The organism is Streptomyces sp. NPDC052496, from assembly GCF_040679095.1.
Lineage (GTDB): Bacteria > Actinomycetota > Actinomycetes > Streptomycetales > Streptomycetaceae > Streptomyces.
In genome coordinates, this window is sequence record NZ_JBFAUH010000001.1 from 325,952 (window position 1) to 346,265 (window position 20,314).

The 20,314-nt window shown below is 70.7% G+C and carries 16 protein-coding genes; 5 read left to right on the top strand and 11 right to left on the bottom strand.

Annotation, left to right across the window (positions count from 1 at the left end):
- Positions 1 to 129: 129 nt before the first annotated feature.
- Both AB0L45_RS01565 and AB0L45_RS01570 read left to right on the top strand, forming a co-directional pair.
- Positions 130 to 831: a recombinase family protein gene (locus tag AB0L45_RS01565; RefSeq protein ID WP_365834938.1), complete on the top strand. Its 702-nt coding sequence runs from the start codon at positions 130 to 132 to the stop codon at positions 829 to 831.
- Positions 828 to 1,601, top strand: coding sequence for a recombinase zinc beta ribbon domain-containing protein (locus tag AB0L45_RS01570; RefSeq protein ID WP_365834939.1), 774 nt, complete (start codon positions 828 to 830; stop codon positions 1,599 to 1,601). The genes AB0L45_RS01565 and AB0L45_RS01570 overlap by 4 nt, the downstream gene beginning before the upstream one ends.
- A 47-nt stretch (positions 1,602 to 1,648) precedes the next feature.
- On the opposite strand, the gene AB0L45_RS01575 is transcribed toward AB0L45_RS01570, so the two are convergent.
- Together AB0L45_RS01575 and AB0L45_RS01580 are read right to left on the bottom strand one after the other, a co-directional pair.
- Positions 1,649 to 3,577 (bottom strand): TIGR03960 family B12-binding radical SAM protein, encoded by a 1,929-nt coding sequence (locus AB0L45_RS01575; protein WP_365834940.1) that lies wholly within the window; start codon positions 3,575 to 3,577, stop codon positions 1,649 to 1,651.
- A 232-nt stretch (positions 3,578 to 3,809) separates the two neighbouring features.
- Positions 3,810 to 5,543 (bottom strand): CYTH and CHAD domain-containing protein, encoded by a 1,734-nt coding sequence (locus AB0L45_RS01580; RefSeq protein WP_365834941.1) that lies wholly within the window; start codon positions 5,541 to 5,543, stop codon positions 3,810 to 3,812.
- 295 nt (positions 5,544 to 5,838) lie between these two features.
- Here AB0L45_RS01580 and AB0L45_RS01585 point away from each other — a divergent pair, with 295 nt between their 5' ends.
- The 3 genes from AB0L45_RS01585 (at position 5,839) to AB0L45_RS01595 (ending at position 9,666) form a co-directional block, all read left to right on the top strand.
- The gene (locus AB0L45_RS01585; protein WP_365834943.1) at positions 5,839 to 7,221 is read left to right on the top strand and encodes a family 2B encapsulin nanocompartment shell protein; all 1,383 of its coding nucleotides are present in this window, start codon (positions 5,839 to 5,841) and stop codon (positions 7,219 to 7,221) included.
- Positions 7,222 to 7,711: 490 nt separating this feature from the next.
- Positions 7,712 to 9,091, top strand: coding sequence for a SufS family cysteine desulfurase (locus tag AB0L45_RS01590; RefSeq protein WP_365834945.1), 1,380 nt, complete (start codon positions 7,712 to 7,714; stop codon positions 9,089 to 9,091).
- 116 nt (positions 9,092 to 9,207) lie between these two features.
- Complete coding sequence (locus AB0L45_RS01595) at positions 9,208 to 9,666, top strand: hypothetical protein (protein WP_365834946.1); 459 nt, start codon at positions 9,208 to 9,210, stop codon at positions 9,664 to 9,666.
- A gap of 18 nt (positions 9,667 to 9,684) precedes the next feature.
- On the opposite strand, the gene rodA is transcribed toward AB0L45_RS01595, so the two are convergent.
- From rodA to AB0L45_RS01640, 9 genes are all read right to left on the bottom strand, one after another.
- On the bottom strand, positions 9,685 to 10,893 hold the full coding sequence (gene rodA / locus AB0L45_RS01600; protein WP_365834948.1) for a rod shape-determining protein RodA: 1,209 nt from the start codon (positions 10,891 to 10,893) through the stop codon (positions 9,685 to 9,687).
- Positions 10,890 to 13,031, bottom strand: a complete 2,142-nt coding sequence (mrdA, locus tag AB0L45_RS01605; RefSeq protein WP_365834950.1) for a penicillin-binding protein 2 — start codon at positions 13,029 to 13,031, stop codon at positions 10,890 to 10,892. The genes rodA and mrdA overlap by 4 nt, the downstream gene beginning before the upstream one ends.
- Positions 13,028 to 13,750, bottom strand: coding sequence for a rod shape-determining protein MreD (gene mreD, locus AB0L45_RS01610; protein WP_365834952.1), 723 nt, complete (start codon positions 13,748 to 13,750; stop codon positions 13,028 to 13,030). Before mreD ends, mrdA begins: the two co-directional genes overlap by 4 nt.
- Before the next feature lie 3 nt (positions 13,751 to 13,753).
- Complete coding sequence (gene mreC, locus AB0L45_RS01615) at positions 13,754 to 14,686, bottom strand: rod shape-determining protein MreC (protein WP_365834954.1); 933 nt, start codon at positions 14,684 to 14,686, stop codon at positions 13,754 to 13,756.
- A gap of 213 nt (positions 14,687 to 14,899) precedes the next feature.
- A complete protein-coding gene (locus AB0L45_RS01620; RefSeq protein WP_003985182.1) occupies positions 14,900 to 15,919 on the bottom strand; it encodes a rod shape-determining protein in 1,020 nt (339 codons plus the stop codon).
- A gap of 290 nt (positions 15,920 to 16,209) precedes the next feature.
- Positions 16,210 to 16,623, bottom strand: coding sequence for a nucleoside-diphosphate kinase (gene ndk / locus AB0L45_RS01625; RefSeq protein ID WP_365834956.1), 414 nt, complete (start codon positions 16,621 to 16,623; stop codon positions 16,210 to 16,212).
- 191 nt (positions 16,624 to 16,814) lie between these two features.
- The gene (locus AB0L45_RS01630) at positions 16,815 to 17,183 is read right to left on the bottom strand and encodes a DUF4233 domain-containing protein (protein WP_365834958.1); all 369 of its coding nucleotides are present in this window, start codon (positions 17,181 to 17,183) and stop codon (positions 16,815 to 16,817) included.
- A gap of 2 nt (positions 17,184 to 17,185) precedes the next feature.
- A complete protein-coding gene (locus AB0L45_RS01635) occupies positions 17,186 to 18,646 on the bottom strand; it encodes a folylpolyglutamate synthase/dihydrofolate synthase family protein (RefSeq protein ID WP_365835612.1) in 1,461 nt (486 codons plus the stop codon).
- A 160-nt stretch (positions 18,647 to 18,806) separates the two neighbouring features.
- Positions 18,807 to 20,255, bottom strand: coding sequence for a penicillin-binding protein 2 (locus AB0L45_RS01640; RefSeq protein ID WP_365834960.1), 1,449 nt, complete (start codon positions 20,253 to 20,255; stop codon positions 18,807 to 18,809).
- Positions 20,256 to 20,314 lie beyond the last annotated feature (59 nt).

The window sequence follows — 20,314 nt, forward strand, 5'->3', positions numbered from 1 at the left end:
GGGCTCCATGCGGCTTCTTCCCCCTCGCGCCCGATATGAGCACTGTCACACCTATGCCACGGCCCGGCCACCGCGCCATCGCGGGGGCCGGGCCGGGTACGTACCTGGAACTTCGTCGTTGGTGAGCTTATGACGAAGCACACGGCACGCGAACAGCGGACCCACGAAGCGGAGGTGACCTGGAAAGCGGCTGACCTGCGCCTGCTGCACGAGCTGGAAGCAAAGGAGAGACTGCTCCCGCCGGACGCGCCACGAGCGCTCCTGTCCGTACGGCTGTCCGTCCTCACAGCGGAGACCACTTCACCCGCCCGACAGGAACTCGACCTTCGCGTCTTCGCACTGGAGCGCGGCTACCGGGTCGTAGGCGTCGCCCGCGACCTGAACGTCTCCGCGACCAGAGTCCCACCGTGGAAGCGCCGCCGGCTCGGCCCTTGGCTCAACGACAGAGTGCCGGATTTCGACGTCCTGCTCTTCTGGCGCCTCGACCGCTTCGTCCGCCGACTGACCGACCTGAGCACGATGACGGACTGGTGTCTCAAGCACGGCAAGAACCTGGTGTCCGTGCACGACACGATCGACCTGTTCAGTCCGGCCGGAAGAGCCGTCGCCGAGATCATCGCGAGCATCGCCGAACTGGAGACGGCGGGTACCAGCCGACGCGTGGCGAGCCTGTGGGATACACCAGGGAACAGTCCGACTGGCTGGTCGGAAAGCCGCCGTACGGATACGTCATCGACGACCGCGGCAGACTGGTCATCGATCCGAAGGCGCGCCGCGTGCTCCGCTGGTGTCTGGACGCCGCACATCGTGGGGTGCCGGCGCGCCGCATGACCACCGTCCTCATGCGCGCTCGGATCCCCACCGGAGGCGGTGGGAACTGGACCACCTCGACACTGCTGCGCAGGCTGAGGAACCCGGCGCTCATGGGACTCCGGGTCCGAGAGGACAAAAACGGCGGTGTCCGCCGGTCGAGGCTCGTCCTCGGCAGGGACGGCAATCCGATCAAGGTGGCGGACGCCGTCTTCACCGAAGCGGAGTGGCAGTCCCTCCAGAATGTCCTCGACGCGCGTACGAGGTGCCAGCCCGCCAGGAGGCCGGGCGGTGCGACCGAATTCCTGGGCATTCTGGTGTGCGCCGACTGCGGGACGAACATGACCGTGCACCGAACGCTCACGGAGCAGCGTGCTTACAGCTATCTGCGCTGCCGCGGCTGCCGGAGCGGTGGCCGGGGCGCTCCGGCACCGGAAACCGTCTACACCCGCCTGCTCGACGCCGTCACCACGGCACTCGGCGCGGTACCGGTCAGGGTGCGGGAGTACCTGCCCGCCACGGAGCCCGGGCCGCAGTGGGCCCGCGGGACCGGCACCGTCGAACGGGATCGATGGGTCATGGTCGGCAACGGCGACACCTTCCGCGACCGCTGGAAACGGGCCGGCCGGGGGACGGTGGCCGAGGATCTCCGACGCGCAGGCGTCACCTGCACGGTGCGCCGGAAGAAGGTCCCCGGGGCCAGAGCGCCCGAGGTCCAATTGGTACTGATCATTCCGGACGACGTCGAGGAACGTCTCGTCATCAAGAACGACGCCTTCGCGGACCGATGAGAACGGGCCTCCCCTGCCCAGCGGCAGAGGAGGCCCGTCGTCAGGCGCTACTTGTTGACCACGCTCAGCGGCAGCAGCTTCTTGCCCGTCGGGCCGATCTGGATGTCGAGATCGAGCTGCGGACACACCCCACAGTCGAAGCACGGCGTCCACCGGCAGTCCTCGACCTCGGTCTCGTCGAGGGCGTCCTGCCAGTCCTCCCAGAGCCAGTCCTTGTCCAGGCCGGAGTCGAGGTGGTCCCAGGGGAGGACCTCCTCGTAGGTGCGCTCGCGGGTGGTGTACCAGGCGACGTCGACGCCGTACTCGGGGAGGGTCTCCTCGGCGGCCTTCATCCAGCGGTCGTACGAGAAGTGCTCGCGCCAGCCGTCGAAGCGGCCGCCGCCCTCGTAGACGGCGCGGATCACGGCGCCGACGCGGCGGTCGCCGCGGGAGAGCAGGCCCTCGACGATGCCGGGCTTGCCGTCGTGGTAGCGGAAGCCGATGGAGCGGCCGTACTTCTTGTCGCCGCGGATCTTGTCGCGCAGCTTCTCCAGGCGGGCGTCGGTCTCCTCGGCGGAGAGCTGCGGCGCCCACTGGAACGGCGTGTGCGGCTTGGGGACGAAGCCGCCGATGGAGACGGTGCAGCGGATGTCGTTGGACTTGGCGACCTCGCGGCCCTTGGCGATGACGTTGACCGCCATGTCGCCGATCTGGAGGACGTCCTCGTCGGTCTCGGTGGGCAGGCCGCACATGAAGTACAGCTTCACCTGCCGCCAGCCGTTGCCGTAGGCCGTGGCGACCGTACGGATCAGGTCCTCTTCCGAGACCATCTTGTTGATGACCTTGCGCATCCGCTCGCTGCCGCCCTCGGGCGCGAAGGTCAGTCCGGAGCGTCGGCCGTTGCGCGTCAGCTCGTTGGCAAGATCGACGTTGAAGGCGTCGACGCGGGTCGACGGCAGCGACAGACCGATCTTGTCTTCCTCGTACCGGTCGGCGAGCCCCTTGGCGATGTCACCGATCTCGGTGTGGTCCGCGGAGGACAGCGACAGCAGGCCGACCTCCTCGAATCCCGTGGCCTTCAGACCCTTGTCCACCATCTCGCCGATGCCGGTGATGCTTCGCTCCCGCACGGGGCGCGTGATCATGCCTGCCTGGCAGAAACGGCAGCCGCGGGTGCAGCCACGGAAGATCTCGACCGACATCCGTTCGTGGACGGTCTCGGCCAGCGGGACGAGCGGCTGCTTGGGGTAGGGCCACTCGTCCAGATCCATGACGGTGTGCTTGGACACCCGCCACGGGACGCCGGAGCGGTTCGGCACGACGCGCGAGATGCGCCCGTCGGCCAGGTACTCCACGTCGTAGAACTTGGGGACGTACACGCTGCCGGTCTTCGCGAGACGGAACAGCAGCTCGTCGCGCCCGCCCGGGCGGCCCTCGGCCTTCCAGGCGCGGATGATCTCGGTGATCTCCAGCACGGCCTGCTCGCCGTCACCGACGACCGCGCAGTCCAGGAAGTCGGCGATCGGCTCCGGGTTGAAGGCCGCGTGGCCGCCCGCGAGGATCAGCGGGTGGTCCTCCGTACGGTCCTTGGCCTCGATCGGGATGCCCGAGAGGTCCAGGGCGGTGAGCAGGTTGGTGTAGCCCAGCTCGGTGGAGAAGGACACGCCGAGTACGTCGAAGGCGCTCACCGGGCGGTGCGCGTCCACGGTGAACTGCGGCACATTGTGCTCGCGCATCAGCGCTTCGAGGTCGGGCCAGACGCTGTACGTGCGCTCGGCCAGCACACCCTCGCGCTCGTTGAGGACCTCGTACAGGATCATGACGCCCTGGTTGGGCAGCCCGACCTCGTAGGCGTCCGGGTACATGAGCGACCAGCGCACATCGCAGGAATCCCAGTCTTTGACGGTGGAGTTGAGCTCTCCACCGACGTACTGGATGGGCTTCTGGACATGCGGGAGAAGCGCTTCCAGGCGCGGGAAGACCGTCTCGACAGGCATCGCGGCGTCTTTCATGAGCTGGCTGGGGTGACCATCCAGCGTACCCCGGGAACGGGGAGCTGTTGACGGGCGGCGGGGTGGTGGGCGTGGGGTGATGAGGTGGGGACGGTGGGTTACGGGGGGGATGGGGGGTGGGGGGATGGGGTCCGTCGAGTTACCGGGGGCGGGGTACGGGCGCCGGGGGCGGGGCACGGGCGCCGGGGGGCGGCCGGGTGCCCCGCCCGCCGGTGCGTCACCCCCGCAGTTTCCTGCGGTGCGCCTTCTTGGAGGCCTTCCGCCACACCTCGGGCAGCTCGCGCTCGCGGGCGGCCGCTGCCGCTTCCTCCCGCCCGTACAGCAGTCCGAAGCTGAACCCGCCCTCCCCCGCGCTGTGCGCCTGTACGGCGAGATCGCGCAGCGCCGCGCGGGCCACCACGCTGTCCTGGTGATCGCCCAGGAGCTGCTGCACCCGCTTCATGCGGGTGGCGAACTTCTTCGCCGGGCGCCCCAGCACCGGCCGCGCCGCCTCCGCCGTGTACCGGACCCGCTTGGCCGCCTTGCGTGCCGCGTGCAGCGCCTCGTCGCGCTCCGTGCCGGGCGGTGCCGCCAGCGCGGCCGCCATCCGCCCGTCGAGCCGCCGGTAGTCCTTCAGCACGGCCTTCACCATCACCCGCGCCGGCGGGCGCGCCGCGGCAGGACGCAGCGGCGGGGCCGCGAGGAGGGCGTGCAGGCTGTCCAGCAGCGCGAGGTGCCGCGCCCCGTCCAGGACCGCGAGCAGCGACTCCCGGGAACCGAGGCGGCGGCGCTGCGACCACAGGCGCAGGCGTGCTGCCACCGGCCCAAGCCGCAGCGTCCGCGGCAGATCCGCCAGCCCGGCACGCAGCCGCTCCGCGAGCACCTCACGGTCCCGGTCGACACCCAACTCCCCTGCCAGCCATTTGAGTTCGACGCCGATCGGGTCGGTTGCCGACCTGTCCAGGACCGCGCCGTACGAGCGGAAGGCGCTGCGCAGGCGGCGGGTGGCGACGCGCATCTGGTGCACCGAGTCGGGCACGTCACGGCGGACGGCCGGGTCCAGCTCCACGAGGGCGCGGACCTGCTCATGGACATAGGCGAGGACGGCTTCGCCGGCGGTGGGGGGTGTCCGCGTTTCCTTTCCCTTCTTGCCCCTCTCGCTCCTCTTGCCCCTTCCACCCCTCCCGCCCCTCTTGGCCCCTTTCATCCCCTCGGACTTCTTGGCCCCCTTGACCCCTTCCGCCCCCTCAGGCCTCTCGGCCTCCTTCGCCCCTCCGCCCCCACGGGGCTGCTCCGCCGTCTCCGCCAGCGCGCGGGCCAGCTTGGAGGCCGAGGCCGCGGGCCGTACTCCTGAGGTCAGGAGGACCTCCTCCACGGCGTCCAGGAGGACGGGGGTGCCCTCCCCCACCAGTTCCACCTCGATCTCGCGCCAGCGCGCCCCGACCGCCACCCGGCCCGACGACGCCATTCCCTGGTTCTGACCCTGACCCTGGTCCTGACCCTGGCCCAGCGCCCCGTCCTCCCGCTCCGTGCCGTCCACCCGGTGCGCCACCACCTCGTCGACCGCCACCTCGGCCAGCGGCTCCCCGCGCGCGTCCTCCAGCACCCGCAGTGTGCGCCGGGTCCGCAGGTGTGCCACGGGCGCCAGGCGGGTGCCGCGGACGCGTGAGCGCACCAGCGCCGCGAGTTTCGGCGGCAGCCGGTCGGCCGGCGGCATCCGTACCTCGTCCCGTACGCCGGGGGCGACCGGGAGTTTCAGGTGCCAGCCCGCGTCACTGCCCCCGGTGCGCCGCCGCAGCGTGATGCCGTCGGCGGCGAGCCGCTGATCAGGGGTGTCGTAGTAGGTGGCGGACAGGACGACGGTGCCCTGGTCCGCGATGGCCTCGACCCCGGCGACGCCGGTCAGGTCGGGCAGTTCGGTGCTGTCGTCGGCCTCGTACTTCCGCTCGATTTCCCGCACGGTGTCCGCCATGGATCGAATCTAGCCGCGTGTGAGGCGCCGAGGCAGTCCCCGACCGGACGTTCGCGCGGTGGCGCGTCGCGCGGTGGACGGGTTCCGGGCTGGCCACGCGGCACCCGGGCCAAAAACAGTTCATCTCTGTATGAACACCTGCGAATGGTGGATAGCTCCTTTCCGGCCGGTTGCGGAAATACGCCGTCTTGCCGTCGGCAGTTGCCGCTCGGACGATCGGTCCCCTCATCCCGTGCGGACCGCGGCGGCCAGGAGGGCCGCGGTGCGTCCGCGCGCCCTTTCCCAAGGAGGAGCGATGACCACTCCCAACGGCCGCCAGAGCCTCAGTCCCGATGCGGCACGGCAACTCGCCACCGCCACCAAGACCACGCCGCAGATGCGCGGCATCACCCCGCGCTACCTGCTGCGCGCCCTGCCGTGGGTGGACGTCGACGCCGGTGTCTACCGCGTCAACCGCCGTCGTACGTTCATCCTCGGTGACGACCGGATCAGCACGTTCTCCGAGGGCGACAGTCACCGCATCGTCCCCGAGGACCTGCGCGAACTGCCGTTCCTGCGGCAGGCCGACGAGGGCCAGCTGCGCGAACTCGCCGAGACGTGCGACGAGGTGGCCTTCGAGGCCGGGCAGACGCTGTGCTCGGAGAGCGACACCGCCGACCGGCTCTGGGTGCTGGTGCGGGGCCGCGCCGAGAAGCGGGTGACCGGCCGCTACGGCGAGGACGCGCTGCTGGAGATCGTCGGCGACGGCCAGTTCTTCGACCTGGAGGCCTGGGCCAAGGGCGAGACGCTGCCGTACCGGGTGCGTACGCTCACGCCCGGCGTCGCCCTGTGCATCCACCGCTCCAAGCTCGCCGAACTGGCCGACCGCGACGAGGCGTTACGCAACTCGATGGAGACCTACTGCGCCGGCGACGGGCCGACGCCGGGGGCCGAGGCGCCGGTCGACCTGGCCTCCGGGCACGTCGGCGAGCCGGTGCTGCCGGGCACGTACGTGGAGTACGAGGACACACCGCGCGAGTACCACATGAGCCTCGCCCAGACCGTGCTGCGCGTACACACCCGCGTCGCCGACCTGTACAACCAGCCCATCGACCAGACCCGGGCGCAGAGCAACCTGACCGTGCACGCCCTGCGTGAGCGGCAGGAGTCGATGATGCTCAACCACCCGGACTTCGGCCTGTTCAACCAGGTCGCGCCGGGAATGCGGGTGCAGCCGCGCACCGGTGCGCCGACCCCCGACGACCTGGACGAGCTGCTGGCCAAGGTGTGGAAGCAGCCCGCGTACTTCGTCGCGCACCCGCGGGCGATCGCCGCGTTCGGCCGCGAATGTACCCGCCGGGGTGTGCCCCCGGTGACCGACACACGGTTCGGCAGTCCGCTGCTGACCTGGCGCGGCGTGCCGCTGCTGCCGTCCGACAAGGTGACGATCAACGGCGCGGGTACGACGGAGATCCTGCTGATGCGGGTGGGCGAGGCCGAGCAGGGCGTGGTGGGTCTGCGCCCCAGTTCGGTGCCGGACGAGGCGGAACCGGGCCTGTCCATCCGCAACATGGGCGTCGACCAGAAGGCCATCACCTCGTACCTGGTCACGGCGTACTTCAACACCGCCGTCCTGGTCGAGGACGCCCTCGCCGTCCTGCAGAACGTCGAGGTGTCCAAGTACCATGACTACTCCTGAGGCCACGGGGCTCGCGGCACCGCTGAGCGCGCTCCTCGGCAAGGGGACCAGGACGGGCACCGCGGCTCCCACCACCAGCACGGGCACGGCAACGGGCACCACCGCGGCCCCGAGTACCGCGCCGGTCACCGCACCGAACAGCGCACCGAGCACGGGCGCGGCTCCGGGCGCGGGGGCGACCGTCGTACCGGCCGCGGCCATGGCGGGCCTGCCGGGCATGCAGCAGGTCCCGAGCGCGGACTCCGCAACGGGCGGTGCCACGTCAACTGCCGTACCGGGTGCGTCAACTGCCGTACCGAGTACGGCGAATGCGGCCACCGGAACGGACCAGTACCTCGGCACCGGCGCCGGCACCGTCCCGGGCATGAGCGCGGTCCCGGGCACGAGCACAGCTCCGGGTACGAACGCGATCCCGGGCATGACCGCACTCCCGACCACGAGCGCAATCCCAGGCATGACCGCACTCCCAACCACGAGCGCAATCCCAGGCATGACCGCACTCCCAAGCGCGGACGCCGTCCCAGCAACCGCCACCACCGAAGCGATCCCCACCACCCCAGCCCCCACCACCGTCCCCAGCGCTCCCACCACCCCGAGCGCTACCACCACCCCCACCCCATCCACCCCGCAACAGCCCCCCGGCACCCAACGCGGCGCCTTCTCCCCCGAGATGGCCCGCGGCGACTTCCCGATCCTGCACCGGCTGGTCAACGGCCGGCCGCTGGTCTGGCTCGACAACGGCGCCACCACGCAGAAGCCGCGCCAGGTGATCGAGGCGCTGGCCGCGTTCTACGGTTCGGCCAACTCCAACATCCACCGCGGCGCCCACACCATGGCCCGGGACGCGACCGCCCTGTACGAAGCGGGCCGGGCCGCCGTCGCGGACTTCCTGGGCGCCCCGTCCCCCGAGGAGATCGTCTTCGTCCGGGGCACCACCGAGGCGATCAACCTGGTCGCGCAGACCTGGGGGCGGGCCAACGTCGGTCCGGGCGACGACATCCTCGTACCCGTACTGGAGCACCACTCCGACATCGTGCCCTGGCAGCAGCTCGCCGCCGAGACGCATGCCCGGGTGGTGCCGGTCCCGCTGCTGCCGGACGGGCAGATCGACCAGTTCGCCTACGCCGACCTGCTGTCCTCCCGTACCCGGCTGGTGGCCGTCAGCCATGCCTCCAACGTGCTGGGCACCGTCCCGCCGGTGGCGGAGATGACGGCGCTGGCCCACCGTTACGGCGCCAAGGTGCTGGTGGACGGCGCGCAGGCGGTGGCTCACTTCCCGGTCGACGTGCAGGCTCTGGACGCCGATTTCTACGCCTTCTCCGGTCATAAGCTGTTCGCGCCCACGGGCATCGGCGCGCTGTACGCCAAGCCCGAACTGCTGGCGTCGATGGCGCCGTGGCAGGGCGGCGGGAACATGATCGAGTCCGTTTCGTTCGACCGCACGACGTTCGCGCCCGCGCCGCACCTCTTCGAGGCCGGTACGGGCCACATCTCCGGCGTGGTGGGGCTGCTCGCGGCCCTCGACTGGCTGTCGGCCTTCGACCACGAGGCCGTCGCCGCGTACGAGTCCCAGCTGCTGGCCTACGCGCAGCAGGCCCTGGCGGCCGTGCCGGGCCTGCGCGTACTGGGCGAGGCCCCGGACCGTATCGGGGTGCTGGCCTTCACCCTCGCGGGCCACGACTCGACGGCGGTGGCGCAGGCCCTGGACCTGGAGGGCATCGCCGTCCGCTCCGGCCACCACTGCGCCCAGCCGGCCCTGGCCCACTACGGCCTGGACAGCGCCGTACGCGCCTCCCTGGCCCTGTACAACACCCCGGAGGAGGTGGACCAGCTGGCGGCTTCCCTGCTGCGGCTCCAGCAGTCGTCGTGAGCACCACCGTGAGCTGACCGGCAGCGCCCGCCCCACCGTCGGGGCGGGCGCTGCTCCGCCCACCCCTCCCGATAAAGTGCGCTTCTCGACTCGCGCACATCACGGCAGGGGGGACGATGCTCGCGCATCTGGCGGACACCGCGCGTCAGTTGGCTGGTGTGTTGTGGCAGCAGCACACGGTTTACCGGGACCGGGCGGGTGGGGTGGTCATACGGGGGGAGCATGTGCAGCGGTGGATCAGTTTGTCCGCCACCGGGACGCGTGGTGAGGTGCTGATACGGGCGGGGCGCATTCTGGAGGGTGGTACGAGTGCGCCGGCGCGGGCGGAAACGGTCCTGCGGCTGGACAGTGGTACGGCTGAACTGGCTACCGCGTGCCGCCGGTTGCTGGCCGACATCGCGGTCGGTGCCGCGCCGGACGCGGGCCGCGTGTTCCGGCCCGACGAGACCCGGTCGCGGGGTCGCAAGCGGCCGGGCGCGGCGCGGGTCGCTCTGTGGATCGTCCTCGCCACGGTGGCCGGCGCCGCCGTGGTCGCCGCCCTCGTCGCGTACAGCTCCTACCGCGCCGCCCGCTGACGTACGGGCGGCGCGGCGTCAGGCCGACACCGGCCGCTGCACGTGGATGGACTGGAGCAGTCCTATGGCGATCCAGACCGCGAACATGGACGTGCCGCCGTACGAGACGAACGGCAGCGGCAGTCCGGTGACGGGCATGATGCCGAGCGTCATGCCGATGTTCTCGAAGGCCTGGAAGGAGAACCAGGAGACGCAGCCGGCCGCGACGATCGTGCTGTACAGCTCACTGGCCTCGCGGGCGATCCGGCAGGCGCGCCACAGGACCACGCCCAGCAGGACGATGATCAGGCCCGCGCCGAGGAAGCCCAGCTCCTCACCAGCGACGGTGAAGATGAAGTCGGTCTGCTGTTCCGGGACGAACTGGCCGGTGGTCTGGCTGCCCTGGAAGAGGCCGGAGCCGGTCAGCCCGCCGCCGCCGATCGCGATGCGCGCCTGGTTGGTGTTGTAGCCGACGCCGGCCGGGTCCAGGCTCGGGTTGGCGAAGGCGGCGAAGCGGGCGATCTGGTAATCGTCCAGCAGGCCGAGCTGCCAGACGGCGACACAGCCGGCGACGCCGGCGCCCACCAGGCCGAGGATCCACCGGTTGGAGGCCCCGGAGGAGAGCAGGACGCCGAGGATGATCGCGCCGAGGACCATCACCGAGCCGAGGTCCGGCATCAGCATGATGATGAGGACGGGGACGGCGGCCAGGCCGAGGGCCTGGACGACGGTGCGGTGGTCGGGGTGCGGGCGGTCGCCCGCGTCGACCCGGCCCGCGAGGATCACCGCCATCCCCAGCGTGATCGTGATCTTGGCGAATTCGGCGGGCTGGAGGGAGAGCCCGCCGGGGATGGCCAGCCAGGAGCGGGAGCCGTTGATGGTGGCGCCCAGCGGGGTGAGGACCAGCAGCGACAGCAGCAGCGACAGGACGTAGAGGATCGGCACCGCGCCGCGCAGCGTGCGGTGGCCCAGCCAGACCGCGCCGGCCGCCAGGGCCAGGCCGATGCCGGTGTTCAGCAGGTGGCGCAGCAGGAAGCCGTACTCGTCGCCGTGGTTCAGCTCGGTGCGGTTGCGGGTGGCGGAGAAGACCAGCACCGCGCCGATCAGCGACAGGGCCAGGCAGCACAGCAGCATGACCCAGTCGAGGCGGCGCACGACCGAGTCGCGCGCGGTCAGTCTGCCCCAGGCGCCGCGGTCGGGGCTGTAGCGGCGGACGGTGAAGCCGTTCGCCGTGTGCGAGCTGGTCACTGTTCCCGCCTTCCGGCCGCGGCGGGCGGCGGGGTGGCGGCGACGGGCTTGATGGGCTGCGCCTGGATCGTGCCGTCGCCCAGGATCTTGGGCAGGCCGGTCTGCGGCTTCGGCAGCAGCGCCGCCTTCTCGTCGATCTTGCCCTTGTCGTCCACCCCGTACAGCGCGTTGTAGATCTTGCGCACGGCGGGCCCGGCGGAGCCGGAGCCGGTGCCGCCCTGGGAGATGGTCATGACGATCGTGTAGTCCTTGGTGTACGTGGCGAACCAGCCCGTCGTCTGCTTGCCGTAGACCTCGGCCGTACCGGTCTTGGCGTGCATCGGGATCTTGTCCTGCGGCCAGCCCTGGAAGCGCCAGGCGGCGGTGCCGCGGGTGGCGACACCGGCCAGCGCGCCGTCGATCTGGGACAGCGTCTTGGCGGTCACCGGCAGCTTGCCGTGCGCCTTGGGCTCGATGTGCTCGATGTGCTTGCCGTCGGGGCTGACGACGGCCTTGCCCACGGTCGGGTTGTAGAGCGTGCCGCCGTTGGCGATGGCCGCGTAGATCGTCGCCATCTGTATCGGGGTGACCTGGGTGTCGCCCTGGCCGATGGAGTAGTTCACGGAGTCACCGGCGCGCATCTTCATGCCGGACTCGCAGTTCTCCCTGGCGATCTTCGACACGTAGTCGTCGCCGCTCTTGCCCTGCTTGCACCAGCTGTCCTTGTTGGCCTCCCAGTAGCGCTTCTTCCACTGGCGGTCGGGGACGCGGCCGGTGACCTCGTTGGGCAGGTCGATGCCGGTCTCCTTGCCGAGGCCGAACTGGTGTGCCGTCTTGTAGAACCAGTCCGCCGGGTTCTTCGGCTTGTTGCCGCCGTCCTTCTGCCACTGCTGGTACGCCAGGTTGTAGAAGACGGTGTCGCAGGAGACCTCCAGCGCCCGGCCGAGGTTGATCGGCCCGTAGCCCTTGGACTCGAAGTTCTTGAAGACCTGGCCGCCGATGTTGAAGGAGGCGGTGCAGGGGTAGGTGCCGTCGAAGTCGTAACCGGCGTTGACCGCGGCCGAGGTGGAGATGACCTTGAAGATCGAGCCGGGCGCGGCCTGTCCCTGGATCGCGCGGTTGAGCAGCGGGTAGTTGGAGTCCTTGCCGGTCAGCTTCGCGTAGTCCTTGCCGCTGATGCCGCCGACCCAGGCGTTGGGGTCGTAGGACGGGTTGGACGCCATGGAGATGACCCGGCCGGTCCTGTTCTCCATGACGACCACGGCGCCCGCGTCGGCCTTGTAGTTGGTGCCGGTGTTCTTGTCGTGCGTGTCGCGGGCGTCCTTCATCGCCTGGGCGAGTTCCTTCTCCGCTATGGCCTGGACACGGGCGTCTATGCTCGTGACGACGTTGGAGCCGGGAATCGCCTTGTCGCTCTTGGCCTTGCCGATGACCCGGCCGAGGTTGTCGACCTCGTAGCGGGTCACGCCGGCCTTGCCGCGCAGCGCGCTGTCGTAGGTGCGCTCCAGCCCGGACCGGCCGATCTGGTCGGAGCGCAGCAGCGGCGAGCGGGTGTTCTTGGCCTTCTGGATCTCCTCGTCGGTGACCGGCGAGAGGTAGCCGAGGACCTGGGCGGTCTGGGCCTTGCCGGGTGCGGCGTAGCGGCGTACGGCGGTGGGTTCGGCGGAGATGCCGGGGAAGTCCTCGGAGCGTTCGCGGATCTGGAGGGCCTGCTGGGTGGTGGCCTCGTCGGTGATCGGGATGGGCTGGAAGGGTGAGCCGTTCCAGCAGGGCTGCGGGGTCTTGGCGTCGCACAGCCGGACCTTGTTGCGGATCTCCGTCTCCGACATGCCCAGGACCTTGGCGAGCCGGCCGAGTACGGCCTTGCCGTCGTCCTTCATCTTCAGCAGGTCGGTGCGGCTGGCGGAGACGACCAGGCGGGTCTGGTTGTCGGCGAGCGGGATGCCGCGGGCGTCGAGGATGGAGCCGCGGGTGGCCGGTTCGACGACCTGCTGGACGTGGTTGTTGCGGGCCTCGTCGGCGTACTCCCGGCCGTTGCGGATCTGGAGGTACCACAGCCGGCCGCCGAGGGTCAGCAGCAGGGAGAAGACGAGGATCTGGATGGCGACCAGCCGGATCGTGACGCGCGAGGTACGGCCGGTCTCCGGAATGTTGGTCACAGTCGCTTGACCCCCTTGATGCGTCCTGGCTTGTTACGGGCCGGTCTGCCGAGCAGTCCGCCGCGCTGGCCGCCGATCCGGGCCTGCTTGGAGGTCAGGCCGGTGCGCATCGAGCGGCTCGCCTTGAGGCCGGTGCCGGAGCCGATCCAGCCGTGGACGCTCTTGCGGCCCTTGGCGGAGCCGCCCGTTCCGCCGGCCGCGTCGGTCGCCAGCGGGTCGTGTTCCGTCCTGCGGGCCAGCGCCATGACCAGGGGTACGGCGAACGGGGCCAGCAGCAGGTCGTAGAGCGTCGCGGTGAACAGCAGCCAGCCCAGGCCCACGTGCCGGGCGGCGGAGTCCCCGACGAGCGAGCCGACGCCCGCGTACAGCAGCGTCGAGCCGAGGGCGGCGGCGACCACGACGATCAGCGGCATGGTGGCCGAGCGGTGCTGTCCGGTGTCCGGCTTGGTCAGCCCGGCCACGTACCCGATGACGCACAGCACCAGCGCGTACCGGCCGATGGCGTGGTCGGAGGGCGGCGCGAGGTCGGCGAGCAGGCCGGCGCCGAAGCCGACCAGGGCGCCGCCGGTGTGCCCGTAGACCAGCGCCAGGCCGAGGACGACCAGGAGCAGCAGGTCCGGGGTGGCGCCGGGCAGTTGGAGCCGTGCCAGCACGCTGACCTGGACCAGCAGGGCCACGACCACCAGGGCGGCCGAGAGCAGGGTCCTCTTGATGCGCATCGGTCAGCTCCTGGGGGAGGCGCTCGCGGTGGGGGTGGCCGTGACGGTGACCGTCGGGGTCGGCTTGGGTTTGGCGGGTTTCTGCGGCAGCACCGTGTCGCGCGGGTCCTCGCGGGGCGGCTGGACGACCACGCCGACGATGTCCAGCTGGGAGAAGCCGACGAACGGGCGGACCTGGAGGGAACGGGTCAGATCGCCGTTGGACGGGTCGACCTTGACGACCCGTCCGACCGGGACGCCGGGCACGAACGGCTTGTCGGCGCTGGAGCCGAAGGTGACCAGCCGGTCGCCCTTCTTGACCTCCGCCTTGCCGTTGAGGAGCTGTACGCGCAGCGAGTCGCCGCCCTGGCCGGTGGCGAAGCCGATCTCGTTGGTCTTCTCCATGCGGGTGCCGACGGTGAAGTCGGGGTCGTTGGCGAGCAGCACGGTGGCGGTGGTGCGGCCGACGGTGGTGACCCGGCCGACCAGGCCGTCCCCGTTCAGGACGGTCATGTCGCGGGCGATGCCGTCCTTGGAGCCGGCGTCGATGGTGACGGTCCAGGAGAAGCCCTGCGCCGCGCCGATGGCGATGACCTGGGCGCCCTTGATGCCGTACTGGCCGGTGCCGGCGGTCTTGAGCATCTTGTCCAGCTCGGCGGCGCGGTTGCGGTTGCGGTCGGAGGAGCCCAGTTTCGCCTTGAGTGCGGCGTTCTCCCGCTCCAGGGCGCTGATACGGGTGTGCCGCTCGCCGGAGTCGCGTACCGCGCCGACCGCGTTGCCCACCGGGTCGACGACCGTGGCGATGCCGCTCTCGACCGGACCGAAGGCCGCGGCGGCGGCCTGCCGGGCACCGGCGAGCGGGGACCGTTCGCCGCCGCGGATGTCCACCGTGATCAGCGCGAACGCGATCGCGACCAGCAGCACCAGTAGCAGCCGGCTCTCTCGTGTGTCCCTCACGTGCGGCGGCCGTGTCCTTCCTCGTAGGACCGGCCGGCTGCGGGCCCGCGCCGGTCGCGCTGGGGAGTGCGGTTGTGCCTGTGTGCGCACAGCTCGCCCCTGGGGGCGTGGTGCCTTTATACGCAGTGCTCGCCCGTAGGGGCGTGGTGCTTGTATATCAACGATCCGCCGTACGGACGATCAGCCGCCCGTACGGCGGAATGTCGGCTTCCGCTAGCGGCGCGGCTGGGAGTCCAGGACCTGCTGGAGCGCCTCGAACTCCTCGACGCACTTGCCGCTGCCGAGCGCGACGGAGTCGAGCGGGTCCTCGGCGATGTGGATCGGCATGCCGGTCTCGCGGCGCAGGCGCTCGTCGAGGCCGCGCAGCAGGGCGCCGCCGCCGGTGAGCACGATGCCGCGGTCCATCACGTCGCCGGACAGCTCCGGCGGGCACTTGTCGAGCGTCGTCTTGACCGCGTCGACGATGGAGTTGACCGGCTCCTCGATGGCCTTGCGGACCTCGGCCGCGGAGATCACGACGGTCTTGGGAAGTCCGGAGACCAGGTCCCGGCCGCGGATCTCGGTGTGCTCGTCCTGCTCCAGGTCGTACGCCGAACCGATGGTGATCTTGATGCTCTCGGCGGTGCGCTCGCCCAGCAGGAGGCTGTACTCCTTCTTGATGTGCTGGATGATCGCGTTGTCCAGCTCGTCGCCGGCCACCCGGATCGACTGGGCCGTGACGATGCCGCCGAGCGAGATCACGGCGACCTCGGTCGTACCGCCGCCGATGTCCACGACCATGTTGCCGGTGGCCTCGTGGACCGGCAGGCCGGAGCCGATCGCGGCGGCCATCGGCTCCTCGATGATGTGCACCTGGCGGGCGCCGGCCTGGGTCGACGCCTCGATGACCGCGCGGCGCTCGACTCCGGTGATACCGGAGGGGACACAGACGACCACGCGCGGGCGCGCCAGGTAACGACGCTTGTGGATCTTGAGGATGAAGTAGCGGAGCATCCGCTCGGTGATCTCGAAGTCGGCGATCACGCCGTCCTTCAGGGGCCGCACCGCGACGATGTTGCCGGGGGTGCGGCCGATCATCTTCTTCGCCTCGGCCCCGACGGCCAGGATGCCGCCGGTGTTGGTGTTGATGGCCACGACCGACGGCTCGTTGAGGACGATCCCGCGACCCCTGACGTACACCAGCGTGTTGGCGGTCCCGAGGTCGACAGCCATGTCACGGCCGATGAACGACATGTTGTTCCCCATGAGGATACGTCTGGCCTTCCCAACTGGAGCGAATGCTTACTTGAGGTCGGCAGGTGTGGTGCGCCGGGGCGCGGAAGCTCCATCGTAGTCACGAAGTCCCCGCCGCTCGAACGCGGTGCGGGGTTCCTTCGCCATTGTCGGCGGAACACGGACCCGCCCCCCTCAATGGGGACGTCGTGTCGCGCCGAAGCGTTCCCCCCGTTCGCGGCGCGGAAACCGCGGGGCGGCCGGCGGGCGGCCGGTCGCCCCAGGTCATCAGGGGTTCCGGTGCGGCAGGATCAGGACAGACCCGGGAAGAAAATCTTGATTTCACGCTCCGCCGACTCCGGCGAGTCCGAGGCGTGGACGAGGTTCTCCCGGGTGATGGTCCCGAAGTCGCCGCGGATCGAACCGCTGGGCGCCTTGATCGGGTCGGTCGGGCCGGCCAGGGCCCGTACGCCCTCGATGACCCGCTCGCCCTCGACGACCAGGCTGACCACCGGGCCCGAGGACATGAACTGCACCAACGGCTCGTAGAAGTCCCGGCCGACGTGCTCGGCGTAGTGCTGCTCCAGGATCGCGCGGTCCAGGGTGCGCAGCTCCAGCGCGCTGATCGTCCAGCCCGCCTTGCGCTCGATACGGCCGAGAATCTCACCGACCAGGCCGCGGCGGACCGCGTCGGGCTTGAGGAGGACGAGCGTGCGCTGGCTCACGGGGGTGGCTCCTTGTGTTACGCGACAGACGGCAGGTGCCCTGAGGCTACATGGGTGACGGCGTTGCGCTGTACGCGGTACCGGGGCCGGTCACAGGGCCGAACGGGTGGTGCGGGCGGAGATTTCGTACGGGTGTCCGATACGGGTCCGGCCCCGGACGGACGCCGGGGCCGGACCGCACGCGCTCGCGCTCAGGCCGTGCCCGGCTGCGCCCCCTCGTCCGCCTGGGCCGCCTGCGCCGCCCAGCGTGCCTTCGCCTCGTCGATCTTGCGGCCGAAGTGCACCGACGCCCACCACAGCGCGGCGAAGACCGCCCCGAGGAAGAACATCGTGCCCACCACGAAACCGCTGGCGATCAGGGCCACCTGGAGGGCCCAGCCCAGCTGGACACCGCCGGGGCGGGTGAGCACCCCGCACAGCAGGACGCACAGCAGCATCGCGATCCCGCTGACCGTCCAGACCGTGGCCGTGGAGTGCCCCGAGGTCTGCATCGCGACCAGACCGGCGAAGCCGATCACGAAGAACTCGCCGATCAGCGTGCTCGCACACAGCGTGCGCATGGTCAGTTCCTCCCCAGGAGCAGCCGGGCCTCGCCGACCGTGATCACGGAGCCGGTGACCAGCACGCCGGCTCCGGAGTACTCGCCCTCCTCCTCCGCGAGGGTGATCGCCGCCTCCAGCGCGTCGTCGAGCCGCGGCTCGACCTGCACCCGCTCGGAACCGAAGATCTCCACCGCGACGCCCGCCAGCTCGTCCGCGTCCATGGCGCGGTGGCTGGAGTTACGGGTCACCACGATCTCCGCGAAGATCGGCTCGAAGGCCTCCAGGACGCCGCGTACGTCCTTGTCCGCGCTGGCGCCGAGCACCCCGACGAGTCGGCTGAATCCGAACGCCTCGCTGACCGCCTCGGCCGCGGCCCGCGCGCCGGCCGGGTTGTGCGCCGCGTCCAGGATCACGGTCGGGCTCTTGCGGACGACCTCCAGGCGGCCCGGCGAGGACACCGCGGCGAACGCGGAGCGGATGGTGTCGATGTCGAGCGTGCGGGCGTGCTCGGAGCCGATGCCGAAGAACGCCTCCACGGCGGCGAGCGCCACCGCGGCGTTGTGCGCCTGGTGGGCGCCGTACAGCGGCAGGAAGATGTCCGGGTACTCGCCGCCCAGGCCGCGCAGCGTCAGCAGCTGGCCGCCGACCGCCACCTCCCGGCTGAGCACGCCGAACTCCATACCCTCGCGGGCGACCGTGGCGTCCACCTCGACCGCGTGCTTGAGCATCACGGACGCCGCGTCCACCGGCTGCTGCGCCAGGACGACGGTGGCGTCCTTCTTGATGATCCCGGACTTCTCACCGGCGATCTGCTCGGGAGTGTCGCCGAGGCGGTCGGTGTGGTCCAGCGAGATGGGCGTGACGACGGCGACGTCCGCGTCGATCACGTTCGTCGCGTCCCAGGTGCCGCCCATACCGACCTCGACGACCGCGACGTCCACCGGGGCGTCCGCGAAGGCCGCGTACGCCATGGCGGTGAGCACCTCGAAGAAGGACAGGCGGTACTGCTCACGCTCGTCGACCATCTGCACGTACGGCGCGATGTCCCGGTACGTCTCGATGAACCGTTCCGCCGAGATCGGGGCGCCGTCCAGGCTGATCCGCTCGGTCACCGACTGCACGTGCGGGCTCGTATACCGGCCGGTACGCAGGTCGAAGGCGGTCAGCAGGGACTCGATCATGCGGGCGGTGCTGGTCTTGCCGTTGGTGCCGGTGATGTGGATGGACGGGTACGCGCGCTGCGGCGAGCCCAGCACGTCCATCAGCGCCTCGATGCGCCGCACCGAGGGATCCAGCTTCGTCTCCCCCCAGCGGCCGGCCAGCTCGGCCTCCACCTCGCGCAGCGCGCGGTCCACCTCGGGGTCCTCGGGACGGGCGGGTACCCCGTCGCCCTGGGGCGGGCCGGCCTGCGCGCGCAGGGTACGGCTGCCGGCCTCGATCACCGCGAGGTCGGGGTCGCGGGTGGTCTCGGCCTCCACCATCTCCTCGAAGGGGTCGGCCGGATCGGGGATCGGGTCGGGGTCGTCGTTTCGGGGGCGGTCGTCGCTCACGGGTCCAGTCTACGAGCCGCCTGTGACAGCGGCGGCGCCGCGGGCCCGCGGCCCGGGCCGCCGCCGGAATCGGGCCCGGCGGCCCCCGCCGCTACGACAGCGCCGCCTTCATCATCGCCTTGGCCACCGGCGCGGCCAGCCCGCCGCCCGAGATCTCGCTGCGGGCCGCGTCGCTGTCCTCGACCATGACGGCGACGGCCACCTGGCGGCCCTTGCCGTCCTTGGCGTAGGAGACGAACCAGGCGTACGGGGTGCCCTTGTTGTCCACGCCGTGCTGGGCGGTGCCCGTCTTGCCGCCGACCGTCAGGCCGTCGATCTTGGCGTTGGAGCCGGTGCCCTCGTTCACCACGGTCTCCATCGACGACTGGAGCTGCTGGGCGGTGCGCTGCGACATCGCCTTGCCGTACGTCTTCGGCCCGTACTGCTGGAGCGTGTTGCCGCCGCCGTCGGTGAGCTTGTCCACCAGCTGCGGCGTCCGGAGTTCGCCGCCGTTGGCGATGGCCGAGGAGACCATGGCCATCTGGAGCGGCGTCGCGGTGTCGTCGAACTGGCCGATGCCGGACAGCGCGGTCTGCGCCTTGTCCATGCCCTGCGGGTAGAGGCTCTTGCCGGCCCGTACCGGGGTGTCCAGCTTGCCGTCGTTGAAGCCGAACTTCTCGGCCTGCGCGCGCACCTTGTCCTGGCCGAGGTCGGCGGCCAGCTTCGCGAAGACGGTGTTGCAGGAGTACTGGAGCGCGGTGCGGAGGGTGGCGTTCTTGCAGGGGGCGGAGGCGCTCTCGTTCTTCAGCGGGGTGCGGGTGCCCGGCAGGGTGTACGGGTCGGGGCTGTCGGTGGCCTCGTCCACGGAGGAGTACAGGCCGTTCTCCAGGGCGGCCGCCGCGACGACCAGCTTGAAGGTGGAGCCGGGCGGCAGCGGCTGCCGCAGCGCGCGGTTGATCTCGGGGTGCTTCTCGTCCGCGGACAGCGCCTTCCAGGCCTCCTGGTCGTCGCTGCCGGAACCGGCGAACTTCCCCGGGTCGTACGAGGGCGTGCTGACCATGCCGAGGACCTTGCCGGTGGCCGGGTCCAGGGCGACCGCGGCGCCGGTCTTGCCGTGGAGCGCCTCGTAACCGGCTTTCTGCACCTTGGAGTCGATGGTGGTGGCCACGTCGCCGCCCTTGGGGCGCTGGCGGGTCAGCGCGTCGCCCGGGTTCTGGAGGCGGCTGTCGGAGCCGTCCAGGAGGTCGCCGTACAGGCTCTCCAGCTGGTTGCTGCCGAAGATCTGCGAGGTGAAGCCGGTGACGGGGGCGTAGAGCGGGCCGTTCTTGTAGGTCCGCTTGTTCTTGAGGGTGCCGTCGGTGGCGGTGGAGCCGGTCACCGGCTGCCCGTCGACGAGGATGTTGCCCAGCGGCTGCGCGTACTTGGCTATGGAGACGCGTGGATTGTGCGGATCGTCCGAGAACGTGGCCGCCTTGGCCCCTTGCAGCCAGGTGACCCACGCCAGCAGCGCGAGGATCAGCAGGATGCAGAAGACCGAGACGCGGCGCAGGGGTTTGTTCATGGGTGGCGCGGCTCCTCGTCGCTGGACGGTGCGTGCGGCCGGCGTCGTACGCTGTACGT